Origin of the sequence: Nocardia sp. NPDC049190 (assembly GCF_040648115.1) — a bacterium.
Lineage (GTDB): Bacteria > Actinomycetota > Actinomycetes > Mycobacteriales > Mycobacteriaceae > Nocardia.
Genome location: NZ_JBEZDE010000046.1, coordinates 1 through 16231 on the forward strand (window position 1 = coordinate 1; position 16231 = coordinate 16231).

Here is a 16231-nt window from a genome sequence, read left to right on the forward strand (position 1 = left end):
GCCCGGTCCCATTCCGAACCCGGAAGCTAAGCCTGCCAGCGCCGATGGTACTGCACTCGACAGGGTGTGGGAGAGTAGGACACCGCCGGAACATCTTTCACCGAAGGCCCTCGACAAGTGTCGAGGGCCTTCGGCATTTCCCCCACACGACAACACGTCACGACAATCTCTCGGGGAAGTGGCAGAGTACGTGGAGCGCGGGTACCGACAATGGATGACGGTGGCAGATTTCCGTCGACGCGCGACAACGGAGGTACGAATGGTCGTCACCGCGACGCAGGCTGACCGGATGCCGATCGATCGCGGCGCCTCGACGCGGTCCCGGTGGTGGCAGCCGCGATTGCCCGCAACGGCCGGATACTTGGCTGGTCTGGTCATTGTCTCAGCGGTCTTCTCGGTGCTGAGTGACTCCGCTCAGACCAGGATGGTTCGCGACGCCAGCACCAACCTGCACAACCTACTGAACGGCCGGGTCGGGACGCTGCTGTCCAGTGCGTTCGTGATCGGAGATGTCACGGCGGCGTGGGTCATCATCCCTCTGCTGGCCTGTCTGCTCGCGCTTGCCGAATTGCGCTTCGGCGCCTTGCGCTTGGTGCGCGTCTTCCTAGCCGGCCACATCGGGGCCACGCTGCTCGTCGCGGCAGGCTTGTGGGTGGCGGTGGAAGCCGGGTGGGTGCCCGCGAGTATCGGCTCGGTCGAAGATGTCGGCGTCAGCTACGGGGCGATGGCGTTGGTCGGTGCATTGGTCGCGGCTGTGCCGCGCCGCTGGCGCATCCTCTGGGCGACTGTGTGGTTCACCGTCGCCGCGGAGGGGGTGCTGATCGGTCAGACCTTCACTCACGTCGGTCATCTGGTGGCGTTCACCATCGGGTCGGTCGTCGGATTCGTCATGATCCGCCGGGTATCGACGGCGGTGCGCCGGCTCACCCGGGGCGAATCCGTGTTGTTTGTGGTGAGCGCGGTTCTCGCGGCCATTCTGCTGATGGGCTGACGGAAGTCGCGGTCGGGCACTCGCCTACAGTGCTTGGGTGCGCCTAGTGATTGCTCGCTGTCAGGTCGACTACGTAGGGCGACTCACCGCCCATCTTCCGATGGCCCGTCGGTTGTTGCTGATGAAAGCGGACGGCTCGGTCCTCGTTCACTCCGACGGCGGCTCGTACAAGCCGTTGAACTGGATGAGCCCGCCGTGCCGACTCGAGGAGCGCAATGGTGACGCGCAGCTACCGGACGGAGCGAAGGCGCTCTGGGTCGTCACCAACAAGGCGGGGGAAGAACTCCGCATCACCGTGGAGGACATCGAGCATGACTCCTCGCACGAACTGGGGATCGACCCCGGCCTGGTGAAAGACGGGGTGGAGGCTCATCTTCAAGAACTTCTCGCCGAGCACGTGCAGACTCTCGGTGCGGGCTACACGTTGATTCGGCGCGAGTACATGACTGCGATCGGCCCGGTGGACCTGCTGTGCCGGGACGCGCAGGGCGGTACGGTCGCGGTGGAAATCAAGCGCCGTGGCGAGATCGACGGCGTCGAACAGCTCACCCGCTACCTGGAACTGCTCAACCGAGACCCGCTGTTGACTCCCGTCGCGGGGGTCTTCGCCGCCCAGCAGATCAAGCCGCAGGCGCGCACACTGGCTGAGGATCGTGGCATCCGTTGCCTCACACTCGATTACGACGCTCTGCGGGGCACGGAGAGCAACGAATTCCGCCTCTTCTGAATAAACGGGTTTCGCTCCTGTCTGTCAAGTCTGGGTGTGCGGAAGGCTCCTTGCTTACGGCGTCGACGAGGTCGAGGTGGATCGTGACGCTGCCGGGTGATTTGGTGCGTGCCCGGGTTCCCTCGCGCGCGAGGTGGACCATTAGCGGGGGCGTAATAGGCTGGTCGCATGCCTCGTCGGAAGCCGCGTCCGGATCGCCATGCCGATCGGTCGCAGTTGAGCAGCACACCGATCGGGGGCCTCTTCGGGCGGACCGAGCCGGGGCCGGGCGGCGAGACATATGTGGTCCGCGCCATCCCCGGCGCCCGCGCGATCAAGATCTATCGGTGCCCCGGCTGCGATCACGAGATCGCGCCCGGCGTCGCGCACATCGTGGCCTGGCCTTCCGATGGTGGCGAGGACGACCGCAGGCATTGGCACCGTGGCTGCTGGACTGGTCGACAGACACGCGGGATCACCCGGCGCTGGTCCTGACCGGCCGTTGAATATCGTTCTGGTCGTGCAGGTCCGGAAAATTAGGAAGGCCGCCCCGGGCGGGGCGGCCTTCGGTGAATTCGGTTCAGATACTGCTAGTCGCCGGGGGCGTGACGTCAGTTGCTGATGTCGGCGTTCTCGCGCTCTTCCGCTTCGAACTCGTCATCCTCGGTGCTGACCTCGGGGATCGCCTTCTGCCGCGAGCCGGTGACCGACTTGGTGCCGCCGCCGATCGACTTGCGCTGATCCGGGACGCCATCGAGCAGTTCGCTTTCCCGGTTGACCGCGGCGAGCATCGCGGGCACCGAGTCGAGCTGACCGCGGATACCCAGCAGCTGGGCGAGCACGCGACCGCGCAGCACGCGCATCTCCTCGGCCAGTTCTTTCGCGTGCGCGATCTTGCGCTCAGAGGTCTGCGTCGCAGAGGTGATGAGGCGGTTGGCCTCGTCGGTCGCGTCCTTGATCCGCTGTGCGGCCTCGGCGCGGCTGGTGGCTTCCAGCTCTTCCATGGCACGGGTGAGCTTGGTGCGGCGCTCGGCCATGGTGGCCTCGAAGTCCTGCTGGGTGGCCTTGCGCTTGGCGTCGGCTTCCTTGCCGATGCGGTCGGCCTCGGCCTGGGCGGCCTCGATGATCTTGGCGGACTCGGTGCGTGCGTTCGCGAGGGTCTGCTCGAATTCGATTTCGAGCGCTTCGCGCTTCTCCTTGGTCTCGGCCAGCAGCGACTCGTACTTGCCACGCATTTCGGTGGCCTGCTGCTCGGCGATCGACACCATCTCTGCTGCCTCGGCCTGCGCCAGGGCACGTACTTCGGACGCCTCGTCGGAGGCGAGCCGCAGCATACGAGAAATGCGGTCGGACATCCCTTCCGCGGTGGTCGGCGGCACCGAGAGTCGGTCGACCTCCTTGCGGAGCTCGTCGATCTCGTCCCGCGCGTCTTCCAACTGGCTTGCGAGGTTACGTGCTTGTGCTGCAGCGGCATCGCGGTCGGTGGCGGTGACTCTCAATTCCGCGTCGAAGCGGTCGAAGTAGTTACGCACCTCGTCTTGCGCATAACCCTTGCGCACAACGGTGAAGGGCAGTGCAACGAAGCGATTGCGATCGGACTCGGGTGACGACATGGCACACAAACTACAGCCTTAGTCCACCCGATGGTGACTCGACTGCGAATGTCATTCCAACGAGTTTTCCCGACTTGACGTCGATACTAGTGCGTAACATGCGCGCTCGGCTCGACCAACTCGATCAGCACACCACCAGCATCCTTCGGGTGGATAAAATTGATGCGGGAATCGGCTGTTCCCCGCCGTGGAGCCTCGTACAGCAAACGCAACCCCTTGGCGCGCAGGTAGGCGCAGACCGCGTCGATGTCGGTCACGCGGTAGGCCAGTTGTTGTAGCCCCGGCCCGCTACGGTCGATGAACTTCGCGATGGTGGATTCCGCGTCGAGCGGGGCCAGCAACTGGATGGCGGTGGCTCGGTCCGGTGCACCGGGCAGCGAAAGCATCGCCTCATGGATCCCCTGGGCCTCGTTGATCTCGCGATGCGTTTCGATCATGCCGAGGTGTTCGGCGTACCAGGCCGCAGCGATATCCAGATCGGGCACCGCGATGCCGACGTGGTCGACCGCGGTCACGTAGTCCGCGGGGATGAAAGAAGACTGGTCCATACCGTTGCTCACACCTCGAACGTAGCGCTACCTGGCCGGAGTGGTGGGGGCTGTACCCGCTACCGTTGAGTACATCACCGGTCGCAGCGCGCGTGCGAAGGCTGCGCAGGTGTCGCAGGTCCGATCTACGAATGCGAGGCTCGTCGTGACCACTTCCGTGATCGTCTCCGGTGCACGTACCCCGGTCGGTCGGCTGCTCGGCGGTCTGAAGGACTTCAGCGGATCCGCCCTGGGCGGATTGGCCATCAAGGCGGCGCTGGCAAAGGGCGGCGTCGCACCCGAGCAGGTCGATTACGTGACCATGGGACAGGTACTGACCGCGGGTGCGGGACAGATCCCGGCACGCCAGGCGGCCGCGGCGGCGGGCATCCCGATGGATGTGCCCGCGCTGACCGTCAACAAGGTGTGCCTGTCGGGCATCAACGCGATCGCCCTCGCCGACCAGTTGATCCGGGCCGGCGAGTACGAGATCGTCGTCGCCGGCGGCCAGGAGTCGATGAGCCAGGCGCCGCATCTGCTCGACAAGAGCAGAGAGGGCTTCAAGTACGGCGATGTGACGCTGCGCGACCACATGGCTTTCGACGGTCTGCACGACATTTTCACCGACCAGCCGATGGGTGCGCTCACCGAGCAGCGCAACGCGACCGACCGAATCAGCCGGGAAGACCAGGACGCGTTCGCGGCGGCCTCGCACCAGCGTGCGGCGGCGGCGTGGAAAAACGGTGTCTTCGACGACGAGGTGGTCCCGGTCGCGGTGCCGCAGCGCAAGGGGGATCCGGTGCTGGTGACCACCGACGAGGGCATTCGGGCCGACACCACTCCCGAGTCGCTGGCCAAGCTGCGCCCCGCGTTCCGCGCGGACGGCACGATCACCGCGGGCACCGCCTCGCAGATCTCCGACGGCGCCGCCGCGGTCGTGGTGATGAGTAAGGCGAAGGCCGAATCGCTCGGCCTGAGTTGGCTCGCCGAGATCGGCGCCGCGGGTGTAGTGGCCGGCCCGGATTCGACGTTGCAGGATCAGCCCGCCAATGCGATCGCCAAAGCCTGCGCGCGCGAGGGTATCGCGCCCGCCGACTTGGATCTGGTGGAGATCAACGAGGCGTTCGCGGCGGTCGGTATCGCCTCCACGCGCAAGCTGGGAATCGACCCGGCGAAGGTGAACGTCAACGGGGGCGCCATCGCCATCGGCCACCCGCTGGGTATGTCCGGTGCGCGCATCCTGCTGCACCTGGCTCTGGAACTGAAGCGACGCGGCGGCGGCGTCGGCGCGGCCGCGCTGTGCGGTGGCGGTGGTCAGGGTGACGCGCTGATCGTCCGCGTCTGACCGTGGGCAGCCGGCATCCCCTGCCGCCCGCTCAACTGCTTGAACTGCAGACACCCCACCCGATGCCCGCCCATTGACGCAACCACATCGGCCCCACACACGTTTCCGGGCGTAGCTGTTCAGGGCACTACGCGCTCCGCCGTGGGTGGGGAAATTCGCTGTGTGTAGTGGTTGTGGTCACTACAACTACGACGGATCGACCCCGCACATCATCATCAGCTCGTGGTCACCCCCTTTTTCGTGTCAGCGAGACCAAGCATTGCTTGAAGGCACTGCCGAACCCCCACTCATCCCCTCCAGCTCAACCCCCACTTCCGAGCGAAGCGAGACCGAGCATTGCTCGGACGCGAGCCACACAGGGGCCGCGAACACGCAGCGCCGCAGGCGCTGCCAAACAAACACTGTGATCCGTTCAACTACGACGGTGCGTAGTGCGTCCGGCAGAATGGTGCGCATGGGCAATGTCTTCGACCTGAGCACGGTCGCCAAGCGGTTCCGTTTCGTCGCCGTGCTCGAGGCGATCTCCTGGGTCTTCCTGATCGTCGGCATGGTGTTCAAACGGCTTCCGGAGCCGGTGCTGTGGCCGGTGAAGGTGTTCGGCATGACGCACGGGATCATTTTCGTGCTGTTCGTGATCGCCGCGATCGTCGCGGCACGCGAGCTGGGCTGGAGTGCCAAGACCACCGTTCTCGCGCTGCTGTCCAGCATTCCACCGTTCTTCACGGCGCTCTTCGAGGTCTGGGCGGTACGCACCGGCCAGTTGGGCGAGCTGAGTGCCGCCACGCCCGTCGACTCCGGAGCACCCGCGTCCGTCACGTCGTGACAAACTGGAACCTGTGACTCGACCAGCCGCACGCCGTCCTTCGCCCGCAGCCGCCGCCGCTATGTCCGGCGCGGTGGATTTGTCCAGTCTGAAGCAGCCCGCCGGGGGTGCCGGCGGTGCGGCAGCCGGCGATTACGCGGTGAACGAGGTCGATTTCGAGACGAAGGTGTTGCGCCGCTCGACGCAGGTTCCGGTGGTCGTCGTGCTGTACTCGCAGCGCAGCCCCGGCAGCATCGAGTTGGTCCGGACGCTGGAACGTCTGGTCGCCGCCGACGGCGGCGCCTGGGAGCTGGCAACCGTCGAGGCCGAGGCCAATATGCGGATCGCGCAGGCGCTGCGGGTGCAGGGCATCCCCACGGTGATCGCGATCGCCGGCGGCCAGCCGCTGGCCGACTTCGAGGGCGCCCAGCCGGAGCCGCAGGTGCGGCAGTGGTTGAAGGCCGTTGTCGACGCGGTCGCGGGCAAGCTCGAGGGCGGCGCGGCGGAGCCGCAGCCCGCCGAGGACCCACGCTTCACGGCGGCCGAGGACGCACTGGAGCAGGGTGATTTCGCGGGCGCCGAGGCGGCATACGAAGCCATTCTTGCCGCCGAGCCGACGAACGAAGAAGCCAAAGGCGCGCTGCGTCAGCTCCGGTTTCTCGCCCGCGCGCAGCAGATTCCGGACTCCGCTGTCGCCACCGCGGATGCCGACTCGACCAACGTCGAGGCCGCGCTCGACGCCGCCGACCTCGAACTGTTCCAGCAGCGACCCGAAGCGGCGTTCGACCGGCTGATCGGTGTCATCAAGCGCACCGCGGGCGACGAACGCACCACGGCGCGCACTCGGCTGCTCGAGCTGTTCGAGCTGTTCGATCAGGCGGAACCGTTCGTCGTTGCCGCGCGCCGCAAGCTGGCCGCCGCACTGTACTGAGTTCGACTGGAGTCCGACGCTGATCGGCGCGGTGCCCTACTGCGTCGGCACGCTCTCGTCGGGGTGAGTGGTTCGCTCGGGTCAGGCGGGACGCAGCCAGACCGCGCTGTTCGGTGCGAGTGTCACCAGGGCCGACGCCGGACGATCGTGCCATGGGTCGTCGGTGGCCACGACCGCACCGAGGTTGCCGAGACCGGATCCGCCGTAGGGGACCGCGTCGGTGTTCAGGATCTCGATCCAGCGGCCCGGCTGCGGAAGGCCGACCCGATAGGTTCCGTGCAGCACGCCGGAGAAGTTGTAGACGCACGCGACCACGGAACCGTCCGAGCCGTAGCGCAGGAACGCCAGGACATTGTTCGCGCGATCGTCCGCCTCGATCCAGGCGTAACCGCCCGGCGCGGTGTCCTGGCTCCACAGCGCGGGATAGGCGCGGTAGACCGCGTTGAGGTCGGTCACCAGCGCCGCGATGCCTTGGTGCAGGGGGTTGTCCAGTTCGTGCCAGTCCAGCCCTCGATCGTGTGACCATTCGCGAAACTGGCCGAAGTCCTGGCCCATGAACAGCAGTTGCTTGCCGGGATGGGCCCACATGTAGGCCAGCAGCGCCCGCACCCCACCGGCCTTGGCGAAATCGTCCCCGGGCATCCTGGTCCACAGCGTGCCTTTGCCGTGCACGACCTCGTCGTGGCTGATCGGCAGGACGTAGTTCTCGCTCCAGGCGTACACCAGCGAGAAGGTGATCTCGTTGTGGTGCCAGCTGCGGTGAATCGGGTCGCGGCCGAGGAACCCGAGGGTGTCGTGCATCCACCCCATGTTCCACTTCATGGTGAAGCCGAGCCCGCCGACGTCGGTGCCGCGTGTGACCCCGGGCCAGGTGGTGGACTCCTCGGCGATGGTCACCACGCCGGGGTGGTGGCGGTGCACGGCGTCGTTCAGGTCCTGCAAGAAGTCGACTGCCTCGAGGTTTTCGCGGCCGCCTCGCGCGTTGGGTTCCCACTCGCCCTCGCCGCGTGAGTAATCCAGGTAGAGCATGGAAGCGACCGCGTCGACCCGCAGGCCATCGATATGGAACTCCTCGATCCAGTAGCGCGCGTTGGCAACGAGGAAGTTGCGCACTTCGGGTCTGCCGTAGTCGAAAACGTAAGTGCCCCAGTCCAATTGCTCACCACGGCGTGGATCGGCATGCTCGTAGAGCGGGGTGCCGTCGAAACGAGCCAGCGCCCATTCGTCCCGTGGAAAATGCGCCGGAACCCAGTCCAGCAGCACGCTGATGTCCGCCGCGTGCATACGATCGATGAAGGCGCGGAAGTCGTCCGGGGAGCCGAAACGTGCCGTCGGCGCATAATACGACGTGACCTGATAGCCCCAGGAACCGCCGAACGGATGCTCGGCGATGGGGAGCAGTTCGATGTGGGTGAAACCGGCGGCCTGCACGTATTCGGCCAGCTGGTCGGCCATTTCGCGATAGCAGAGGCTGGGCCGCCAGGAGCCGAGATGTACCTCGTAGACGCTCATCGGCGCACGGGTCGGATCGGTGGCCGCGCGCCGGTCCAGCCAGGCGTGGTCGTGCCAGACGTAGTGGCTCTCGCTGACCACCGACGCCGTCGCCGGGGGCAGTTCGGTCGCGAAGGCCAGCGGGTCGGCATGGTCGACGGCACGCCCGTCGGCACCGTGCACGCGGTACTTGTATGTGGCGCCGGGGCCGACGCCGGGGACGAAGACTTCCCAGACGCCGGATGATCCGAGCACGCGCATCGGCGCGGTGTTGCCGCTCCAGCCGTCGAAATCGCCGATCACGGTGACGCCACGCGCATTCGGCGCCCATACCGCGAACGACGTGCCCTCGACCTCGCCGTCGAGCGTGGTGTAGCGACGCGGGTGCGCGCCGAGTACCTCCCACAGTCGTTCGTGGCGGCCCTCGCCGAGCAGATGGAGGTCGAGTTCACCCACGGTGGGTAGGAAGCGGTATCCGTCCGCGCCGAGTACGGTCTGGCCGCCCGGATAGGTGGTGACTATCCGGTAGTCCATCAGATCCGGGTACGGCACCACCGCTGCGAACACGCCGTGCCCCAGCGACTGCAACGGATGGTCGACCCCGCCGATACGCACGGCCACCGCTTCGGCGTGCGGGCGCAGCACCCGGACGGCGGTGCCGTCGTGATGTGGGTGTGCGCCCAGCACGGTGTGCGGGTCGGTATGAACGCCCGCGGCCAGCAGCAGCAGATCGCGCCGCTTCATCGCAGCGTCCTACGAAAGGCCAGTTCGGTGCGGGCCTGTTGCGAAACCGGAGGCAAGGTGAGAATGTGCGCGACCGCGCGGGCGGGATCGAGCCGCACATAATTCGTCTGGGCCCAATGGTATTCCTCGCCGCTGACCTCGTCGTACACCACCGGATGGTCGTGCCACTCACGGCCGATGGCGGGCAGGTCGAGCGAGAGCATGCCCCATTCGGCGCCGAACGGGTTCAGATTCACCACGACCAGCACGGCGTCGCCGCCGGCCGGGTCGACCTTGGAGTACGCGAGCAGCGCGTCGTTGTCCACGTGATGGAAGTGCAGGCAACGCAACTGTTGCAGGGCGGGGTGCGCGCGACGGATCTCGTTGAGCCGGGTAATCCACGGCTCCAGCGACTCTCCCCGCGTGAGCGCCTCGGCGAACGCACGCGGGCGCAGCTCATATTTCTCCGAGTCGAGATATTCTTCGCTGCCCGGTCGCACCGCTTGGTGCTCGAACAGCTCGAACCCGGAGTAGACGCCCCAGCTCGGCGCCAGGGTGGCGGCAAGCGCCGCACGCAGGGCGAACATCCCGGGTCCACCGTGCTGGAGGCTCTCGTGCAAGATGTCCGGGGTGTTGACGAAGAGATTCGGGCGGGCTTCGTCGGCCTTCGCGGCCAGCTCGTTGCCGAACTCGGTCAATTCCCACTTCGCCACGCGCCAGGTGAAATACGTATAGGACTGGCTGAATCCGCGACGGGCCAGCCCATAGAGCCGAGCCGGGCGGGTGAACGCCTCGGACAGGAAGATCACGTCGGGATCGGTGCGGCGCACGGTGGTGATCAGCCACTCCCAGAAGTCGGCCGGCTTGGTGTGCGGGTTGTCGACCCGGAAGATCTTGACGCCGAGATCGATCCAGTGCCGGACGACGCGCAGCACCTCGGCGTAGAGGCCGTCGGGGTCATTGTCGAAGTTGACCGGGTAGATGTCCTGGTATTTCTTCGGCGGGTTCTCGGCGTAGGCGATGGTGTCGTCCGGGAGGGTAGTGAACCACGCGGGGTGCGCTCGCACCCATGGATGGTCGGGCGCGCACTGCAGCGCGAGGTCGAGTGCCACTTCGAGGCCGAGCCGCGCTGCCGCCGAGACGAACTCGACGAAATCGGACTCGGTGCCGAGATCGGGGTGCACGGCGTCGTGACCGCCACGTTCCGAGCCGATCGCCCACGGCGAGCCGACGTCGCCCGGCTCGGCGGTGATCGCGTTGTTGCGGCCCTTGCGATTCACCTCGCCGATCGGGTGGATGGGCGGCAGATACACCACGTCGAATCCCATGGCGGCGATCCGGGGCAGTTCCTTGGCCGCGGTCGCGAAGGTGCCATGGATCGGCGTGCCGGTGGCGTCGCGGCCGCCGGTCGAGCGTGGAAAGAACTCGTACCACGACCCGCACAGCGCGCGGTGTCGCTCGACCTGCACGGTGTGCTGCGGGCCGCGCGTGACCAGGTCGCGCAGCGGAGTGGTCCGGAGGATCTCGGCGATCTCGTCGGTGAAGGCCGGAGCTACACGCGCGGGCAGCTGCTCGGCACTGCGCAGGGCTGCCGCGACCGCGCGCAGCCGCTCGAACTGCTTCTTCGGCACTGCCTGTGCCGCACGGTCGAACAGCCGGGCGCCCAGTTCCAGATCATTGGCCAGGTCGGCGGCACTTTGCCCGACGGCCAGCTTGGCTTCCACCGACGAACGCCACGTGGTGAGCGGGTCGCTCCAGCCTTCGATGCGGTAGGTCCAGGCGCCGGGGACATTCGGCGTAAATGTCGCGTTGAATACGTCGGGCTCGTGGTCCGGCACCATCCTGACCCGGACCGGTCTGGATCCGCCGGGCGCACGGACGACCAGCGTGGCTGCCACGGCATCGTGGCCCTCTCGCCACACCACGGTGCGCACCGGGAAAACCTCACCGATCACGGCCTTGGCAGGCCGACCGCCTGCGATGGACGGGGCAGTGTCATCGATAGCGATGCGGCCGGTCACGGGACCAACCTACCGGCAGGCGGGCGCACGGACCGGATCAGTGCGTAGACCAGGCGGATTACCGCACGGTTCGAATATGCCCCGCGCACTACCCGGCCGCGATGTCCGGGAGTGCGACAGCCGTGCCGGTGCGGCCGGCCTCGGCGCGCGGGACACCCATTCGACGTGGAAGACAGACCCGTATCTCAGCGTGCGTCGATGGCGAGCCCGAGGCCGAGGGCGACCAGGATCGCGCCGAGCGCGCGTTCGAGCCGCTGCCGGACGCCGGTCCTGCGCAGCCAGGCGCCCGCGCGGTCGGCGGCCAGGACGACGCCGACGCACCACGAGGTGTCGACGACGAGCTGGATGAGCGCAAGGATCACGACCGTCGGGAGCACCGGTCCGCTGGACGGAAGGAACTGCGGCAGGATGGTCAACCCGAAGACCGCCGCTTTCGGGTTGGCGGCGATCGACACCAGCGACGCGCGGAAGGCGGCGCGGGGTGTCCGTCCGGACGGCAACATCTTCGTCATCGTGCTACCGAACTCGTCGTCCTTTCGCGCACTCCGCCACGACTGGATGCCGAGCCAGATCAACACCAGTGCTCCGACGACGTGCACCGCGGCATACATGACTCGGTTGGCGATGAGCAGCACCGAAAGCCCGGCCCCGCCCGCGAGCGTCCAGCCGAGCACGCCGATCTCGTTGCCCACCACCGCCGCCAGTCCCGCTGTGCGGCCGTCACGAACGGAGCGCTGAAGAAAAAGGGCGGTTGCCGGACCGGGGAGCGCCGCAAGAATCAGACAGGCCAGAAGGAATTGCGGAAGAACGTGAACCCAGTGCGGCATCAGCTGATGCTGCCAGTTCTGTCCGGTACTTGCCAAAGATTTTCTGGCGTCTCGGGTGGGGCCGAAGTGACCCGCTGATCTATCGGACGTCGTGCTGGTGTTACGGGTCGGGGATCGGTCACCCGGCGGCGAGTTCGGTAGGGTTCGCCGGGTGAAGGCATTGCGTCGTTTCACCGTCCGTGCCCATCTGCCCGAGCGTGTGGCGGCCCTGGGTGAACTCGCTACGAATCTGCGCTGGTCGTGGCATCCGCCGACGCAGGACCTGTTCGCCGAGCTGGATCCGCGGCGGTGGCGGGACATGGGCCACGACCCGGTCCGGATGCTGGGTGAGGTGTCCGCTTCCCGGCTGGATGAGCTGGCCGCCGACGCCGACTTCGTCCGCCGCGTCGACGCCGCTGCCGCGGACCTGCGCGCCTACCTGGCGGCGCCGGGCTGGTTCCAGCGCCGCACGGGGGAGGGGGACGTTCGCGGGATCGCCTACTTCTCGATGGAGTTCGGCGTCACCGAGGTGCTACCGAACTACTCGGGTGGTCTCGGCATTCTGGCGGGCGACCACCTCAAAGCCGCCTCCGATCTGGGGCTGCCGCTGATCGGTGTCGGATTGCTGTACCGCTCCGGTTATTTTCGCCAGACGCTGTCCGCGGACGGATGGCAGACCGAGCGCTACCCGGCGTTGGACCCGCAGGGCCTTCCGCTGCGTGCGCTCACCTCCGACGGTTCGCCGGTGCTCATCCACGTGGCCGTGCCCGACAACAGGGTGCTGCGGGCCCGGGTATGGATCGCGCAGGTCGGCCGGGTTCCGCTGCTGTTGCTCGACTCGGATATCGCCGAGAATGATCCGGAACTGCGCGCGGTCACCGACCGGCTCTACGGCGGAGATCAGGAGCATCGGATTCGGCAGGAGATCCTGGCGGGTGTCGGTGGTGTGCGCGCGGTCCGCGCGTACACGGCGGCGGCCGGACTGCCCGATCCCGACGTCTTTCATATGAACGAAGGTCACGCCGGTTTCCTCGGTGTCGAGCGGATCCGTGAATTCGTCTCTGCGGGCGAGGATTTCGATTCCGCGCTGGCCGCGGTTCGGGCGGGCACCGTGTTCACCACCCACACCCCGGTACCCGCCGGCATCGATCGGTTCCCGATGCCGATGGTGCGCCGCTATTTCGGCGGTGCACACGGCGAATCCGAATCCGCGCTGCTGCCCGGCCTCTCCGTGGACCGGATCGTGGCGCTCGGTCGCGAGGCCGATCCCTCCGTCTTCAATATGGCGCACATGGGGCTGCGTCTCGCGCAGCGAGCCAACGGTGTCTCGACATTGCACGGCGAGGTGAGCCGGGCCATGTTCGCCTCGCTGTGGCCGGGATTCGACGCCGCCGAGGTGCCGATCGGGTCGGTCACAAACGGCGTGCACGCCCCGACGTGGGCCGCGCGCGAATGGGTCGACAAAGCACGCGAGCACATCGGCACGGAGTTGATCGAGGAAGGGCGCGGGTGGGAACGGCTGCGCGATATCGACCTGGGTGAGCTGTGGTCGACGCGGAATATGTTGCGCGCCGACCTGGTTGCCGAAGTTCGCCGCCGGGTGCGCGCGTCCTGGCTGGAGCGCGGCGCCGCGGAGGCCGAACTCGGCTGGGTGAACAGTGTTTTCGATCCGGACGTACTGACCGTCGGATTCGCGCGCCGGGTGCCGACCTACAAGCGCCTGACCCTCATGCTGCGTGATCCGCAGCGGCTGCGGGCGCGGCTGCTGGATCCGCAGCGCCCGATGCAGCTGGTCGTCGCGGGCAAGAGTCACCCCGCCGATGACGGCGGCAAGGCACTCATCCAACAGGTCGTTCGCTTCGCCGACGATCCCGAGGTGCGGCACCGGATCGTGTTCCTGCCCGACTACGACATGTCGATGGCCCGCTCGCTGTACTGGGGTTGCGACGTCTGGCTGAACAATCCGCTGCGCCCGCTGGAGGCGTGCGGTACCTCCGGCATGAAGTCCGCGCTCAACGGCGGTCTCAACCTGTCGATCCGGGATGGCTGGTGGGACGAGATGTACGACGGTGAGAACGGCTGGGCCATCCCGACCGCCGATGGCGTTCGGGATGAGCAACGCCGCGACGACCTGGAGGCCGCCGCGCTCTACGACCTGTTCGAGCGCGCCGTGGCACCGCGCTTCTACGATCGTGACCCGTCCGGGATGCCGGTGCGCTGGGTCGAGATGGTCCGCCATACCCTGCAGACCTTGGGTCCGAAAGTACTGGCCTCCCGGATGGTCCGCGACTACGCGGTGGAGTACTACGCGCCGGCCGCCGCAGCCCATCGGCGCGCGACCGGCGCTGATTTCGCCGGCGCACGCGCCATCGCCGAGTATCGCCGCCGGGCGGAGGCGGCGTGGCCGTCGGTCAAGGTGATCCAGGTGGACAGCGCGGGCCTGCCGGATACGCCGGTGCTCGGGGCGCGGCTGTCGCTGACCGCGCGGATCGAACTCGGCGGCTTGGGTGTCTCGGATGTCTCCGTGCAGGCGGTGCTCGGCCGGGTGTCCGCGGACGATGAGTTGTCCGATGTCAGCACGATCCCGATGACGCACAGCGGTTCCGATGCCGGTGTCGAACTGTTCACCGTCGACACTCCGGTTCCGCTGTCCGGCGCCGTCGGCTACACGGTGCGTATCCTCCCGCACAACGACCTGCTGGCCTGCGACGCCGAACTCGGTCTGGTGTCCGCGCCGCACGCGTAGTTTCCGCCTCCCCAGCACTTCGGCATCGTGCGGCACGGGGCCGGGCTTGTGCGGTCTCCATCCCGGGCATGGCCCCCGGAGAGTCTCGGGTCGGTGAAACGTCGGCTACCGTGCCCTGGCACCCTCGTATCGTTTTCGACTGGAGATAGCCATGGCCACCGATGTTCTGAACCGGACCCGAGGACGCCTCGACGGGTACTTCGGCGTCCGATCGACCGGGTCGACCATCAGGCGTGAACTCATGGCGGGGACGGTCACATTTCTGGCTATGTCCTATGTGCTGGCGGTGAACCCCGCGGTACTCGGCGACCAGGGCGCGCTGGGTGACAAGGGCATTCCCATGCAGGCAGTATTCACCGCGACGGCTGTCGCCGCGGTGTTCGGCAGTCTGGTCATGGGCTTGTGGGCGAACTACCCGATCGCGCTCGCACCGGGTATGGGACTCAACGCGTTCTTCGCGTATTCGGTGGTGCTCGGCATGGGGATTCCGTGGCAGGTGGCGTTGTCGGGCACCTTCCTGTCAGGTCTCGTCTTCTTCGTTCTCGCGGTCACGAAGGTTCGCGAACGCATCCTCGACGCCATCCCGATGCAGTTGAAGCTGGCCGTCGGGGCGGGCATCGGGTTGTTCGTCGCATTCCTCGGTCTGAAGAACGCGGGCATCGTCGTGAACAGCGATGCGACGCTGGTCGCGCTCGGTGACTTCACCAAGGGCACGACATTGCTCGCGCTGTTCGGACTAGTGGTGACCGTGATATTCCTCGTGCGGGGCTGGCACGGAGCGGTGCTCTACGGCATCGTGCTGACCGCGCTCGTCGGCATCGTCAGCGGCCTGGTCGAGCTGCCCACGGGGGTGGTCTCCGCGCCCAAAGGGCTCGAGCACACCTTCGGCCAGGCGATCATCCACCTGCCGGACGCGTTCACCGGTCAGCTGGCTGTCGTGGTGCTGACCATGCTGTTCGTCGATTTCTTCGACGCCTCCGGCACGTTGATCGGTGTCGCGAACCAAGCCGGGCTGCTGGACAAGAAGGGCAAGTTGCCGCGTGCGGCGAGTGCGCTGGCGGCGGATTCGGTGGGCACTATGGCGGGCGCCGTCGTCGGCACGTCGACCACCACCGCGTACGTCGAATCGACGGCGGGCGTCTCGGCGGGCGGGCGCACCGGCCTGACCGCGGTCACCACTGCGGGCTGGTTTCTGGTCGCGATGTTCTGCTACCCGGTCTTCGCGGTGGTGGCGGGCTCCGGCGAGGTGACCGCTCCCGCGTTGATCGTGGTAGGCATCCTGATGGCTCGCGCGCTCGGTCAGATCGACTGGAATCGGCTGGAGTATTCGGTCCCCGCGTTCGTCACCATCGTGATGATGCCGCTGACCTATTCCATCGCCAACGGGCTCGCCATGGGCATGCTCCTCTACCCGGTCGTCATGGTGGCCAGGGGGCGGATCAAGGATGTGCACCCGGCCATGTGGGCACTGATGCTGGTTTTCCTCGCCTATTTCTTCGTCCTCGCGGAGTGACGCGCCAGCGCGCCTG

The 16231-nt window shown here is 67.0% G+C and carries 13 protein-coding genes and 1 rRNA gene; 9 read left to right on the plus strand and 5 right to left on the minus strand.

All coding sequences use genetic code 11. The features are described 5' to 3' along the window. The 4 genes from rrf to AB0B25_RS27690 all read left to right on the plus strand — a co-directional run. A 5S ribosomal RNA gene (gene rrf, locus AB0B25_RS27675) occupies positions 1-91 on the plus strand; the annotation flags it as partial. Between the two features lie 123 nt (positions 92-214). After that, entirely contained in the window at positions 215-991 is a 777-nt protein-coding gene (locus tag AB0B25_RS27680) for a rhomboid-like protein (protein WP_357185369.1), read from the plus strand. A gap of 37 nt (positions 992-1028) precedes the next feature. Next, positions 1029-1718, plus strand: a complete 690-nt coding sequence (gene nucS / locus AB0B25_RS27685; protein WP_357185372.1) for an endonuclease NucS — start codon at positions 1029-1031, stop codon at positions 1716-1718. A 168-nt stretch (positions 1719-1886) separates the two neighbouring features. Beyond that, the gene (locus AB0B25_RS27690) at positions 1887-2192 is read left to right on the plus strand and encodes an ATP/GTP-binding protein (RefSeq protein WP_357185375.1); all 306 of its coding nucleotides are present in this window, start codon (positions 1887-1889) and stop codon (positions 2190-2192) included. A 116-nt stretch (positions 2193-2308) separates the two neighbouring features. On the opposite strand, the gene AB0B25_RS27695 is transcribed toward AB0B25_RS27690, so the two are convergent. Both AB0B25_RS27695 and mce read right to left on the minus strand, forming a co-directional pair. Beyond that, entirely contained in the window at positions 2309-3310 is a 1002-nt protein-coding gene (locus AB0B25_RS27695; RefSeq protein ID WP_357185378.1) for a hypothetical protein, read from the minus strand. Between the two features lie 86 nt (positions 3311-3396). Then, entirely contained in the window at positions 3397-3858 is a 462-nt protein-coding gene (mce, locus tag AB0B25_RS27700) for a methylmalonyl-CoA epimerase (protein ID WP_357185466.1), read from the minus strand. A gap of 145 nt (positions 3859-4003) precedes the next feature. Between mce and AB0B25_RS27705 the strand changes: the two genes are divergently transcribed. From AB0B25_RS27705 to AB0B25_RS27715, 3 genes are all read left to right on the plus strand, one after another. Then, the gene (locus AB0B25_RS27705; protein WP_357185381.1) at positions 4004-5182 is read left to right on the plus strand and encodes an acetyl-CoA C-acetyltransferase; all 1179 of its coding nucleotides are present in this window, start codon (positions 4004-4006) and stop codon (positions 5180-5182) included. 445 nt (positions 5183-5627) lie between these two features. Next, positions 5628-6005: a DUF3817 domain-containing protein gene (locus AB0B25_RS27710; RefSeq protein WP_357185469.1), complete on the plus strand. Its 378-nt coding sequence runs from the start codon at positions 5628-5630 to the stop codon at positions 6003-6005. Positions 6006-6066: 61 nt separating this feature from the next. After that, complete coding sequence (locus AB0B25_RS27715) at positions 6067-6915, plus strand: tetratricopeptide repeat protein (protein ID WP_357185472.1); 849 nt, start codon at positions 6067-6069, stop codon at positions 6913-6915. A gap of 81 nt (positions 6916-6996) precedes the next feature. Here the strand turns inward: AB0B25_RS27715 and glgB are convergent, their stop codons facing one another. The 3 genes from glgB to AB0B25_RS27730 form a co-directional block, all read right to left on the minus strand. Next, positions 6997-9150: a 1,4-alpha-glucan branching protein GlgB gene (gene glgB / locus AB0B25_RS27720; protein ID WP_357185384.1), complete on the minus strand. Its 2154-nt coding sequence runs from the start codon at positions 9148-9150 to the stop codon at positions 6997-6999. Continuing rightward, positions 9147-11150 carry a maltotransferase domain-containing protein gene (locus AB0B25_RS27725; RefSeq protein WP_357185387.1) on the minus strand — a complete coding sequence of 668 codons (2004 nt, stop codon included), beginning with the start codon at positions 11148-11150 and terminating at the stop codon, positions 9147-9149. The genes glgB and AB0B25_RS27725 overlap by 4 nt, the downstream gene beginning before the upstream one ends. Positions 11151-11335: 185 nt before the next feature. Continuing rightward, positions 11336-11977 carry a LysE family translocator gene (locus AB0B25_RS27730; protein WP_357185390.1) on the minus strand — a complete coding sequence of 214 codons (642 nt, stop codon included), beginning with the start codon at positions 11975-11977 and terminating at the stop codon, positions 11336-11338. A 151-nt stretch (positions 11978-12128) separates the two neighbouring features. Here AB0B25_RS27730 and glgP point away from each other — a divergent pair, with 151 nt between their 5' ends. Both glgP and AB0B25_RS27740 read left to right on the plus strand, forming a co-directional pair. Beyond that, positions 12129-14702, plus strand: coding sequence for an alpha-glucan family phosphorylase (glgP, locus tag AB0B25_RS27735; RefSeq protein ID WP_357185393.1), 2574 nt, complete (start codon positions 12129-12131; stop codon positions 14700-14702). A gap of 151 nt (positions 14703-14853) precedes the next feature. Then, complete coding sequence (locus tag AB0B25_RS27740; RefSeq protein ID WP_357185396.1) at positions 14854-16215, plus strand: NCS2 family permease; 1362 nt, start codon at positions 14854-14856, stop codon at positions 16213-16215. Positions 16216-16231: the final 16 nt, after the last annotated feature.